1 protein-coding gene is annotated in these 1,069 nt (G+C 61.1%); it reads right to left on the reverse strand.

What is annotated here, in order from left to right; genetic code table 11:
- Positions 1–21 precede the first annotated feature (21 nt).
- On the reverse strand, positions 22–999 hold the full coding sequence (locus ACFY36_RS51910; RefSeq protein WP_499753335.1) for an IS481 family transposase: 978 nt from the start codon (positions 997–999) through the stop codon (positions 22–24).
- Between the last annotated feature and the right edge of the window lie 70 nt (positions 1,000–1,069).

Raw genomic sequence — 1,069 nt, forward strand, 5'->3', positions numbered from 1 at the left:
TGTGCATCTGCCAGAGTCGGTTTACATCTGGGTCTGAGTCTTCTGCTTGAGTCTCTCGAAAGGGGTTTGGCCGTCCAGGGCGCCGTGCGGGCGGTGGTAGTTGTAGTAATCCTCCCATTCGCGCAGCTTGTCGTTGAAGACGCCAGTGTCGTCGATGACGACGCCTTCGAGCATGCGGTAGAACTCTTCGGCGTCGATGCGATGTGAGCGCTCGACCTTGCCGTTGAGGTGCGGCGATGCGGGTTTGATGTAGGTGTGGGCGATGCCTTGGTCGAGGACGTGCCAGTGGAACTTGGTCTGGAACTCGGCGCCGTTGTCGGTCTGGATGACTTCGACGCGAAACGGCAGCCGCTGCAGCACGTAGTCCAGGAACGCGATGGCGGTCTTCTGGTCGCAGCGCGGGTAGATGCGTAGCACGCGGAGCCGGGTGCAGTCGTCGATCGCGGTGAACTGGTAGTACTTCGCGCGGCGGCGTTGCTTGGGCAACTGGCCGGAGATCGGTGCCTTGCCGGTCGAGGGGTTGGTCGGCAGGCCGATCGGCTCGATGAACTTGACGTCGATCTGGATCCGATTGCCGGGAAGTGGCTTCTCGTAACGCTTCCAGCGTTTCTCACGAGACTTGTAGCGTTGGGAGGCCGGCAGCCGGTTGAGGCCGAGCCGGACCAGGATGTTGTAGATCGCCGAGCTGGTGATCGTGATGTCGTGGTACCGCTTCAGGTACATCTGGATCTTGACCGGGCCGAAGTGATAGTTCTGCCTCAGATACACGATCTTGTTCACGATGTCGGCGTGGGTCGCGGTCGGGCAGTGGTGTGGTGCGCTCGAGCGATCTCGCAGACCGACGAGGCCTTCGTCCTGGTATCGACGCAGCCATTTGTAGTAGGTCGGCCGGCTGATCCCGTAGTAGCGGCACGTGCGGGCGACGTTGCCGGTGACTTCCTCAACGTGCCGCAGAACCGCTAGGCGATGCTGCGCCTGGCGGTCCAGCTTCTGGTCCATCGACGGGGGCATAAGTCTCCAACGATCGGAGACCCCGATGTGTTAACAACCTCTGGCAGTTTTAGACCTA

Source organism: Actinoplanes sp. NPDC000266, assembly GCF_042899005.1.
Lineage (GTDB): Bacteria > Actinomycetota > Actinomycetes > Mycobacteriales > Micromonosporaceae > Actinoplanes.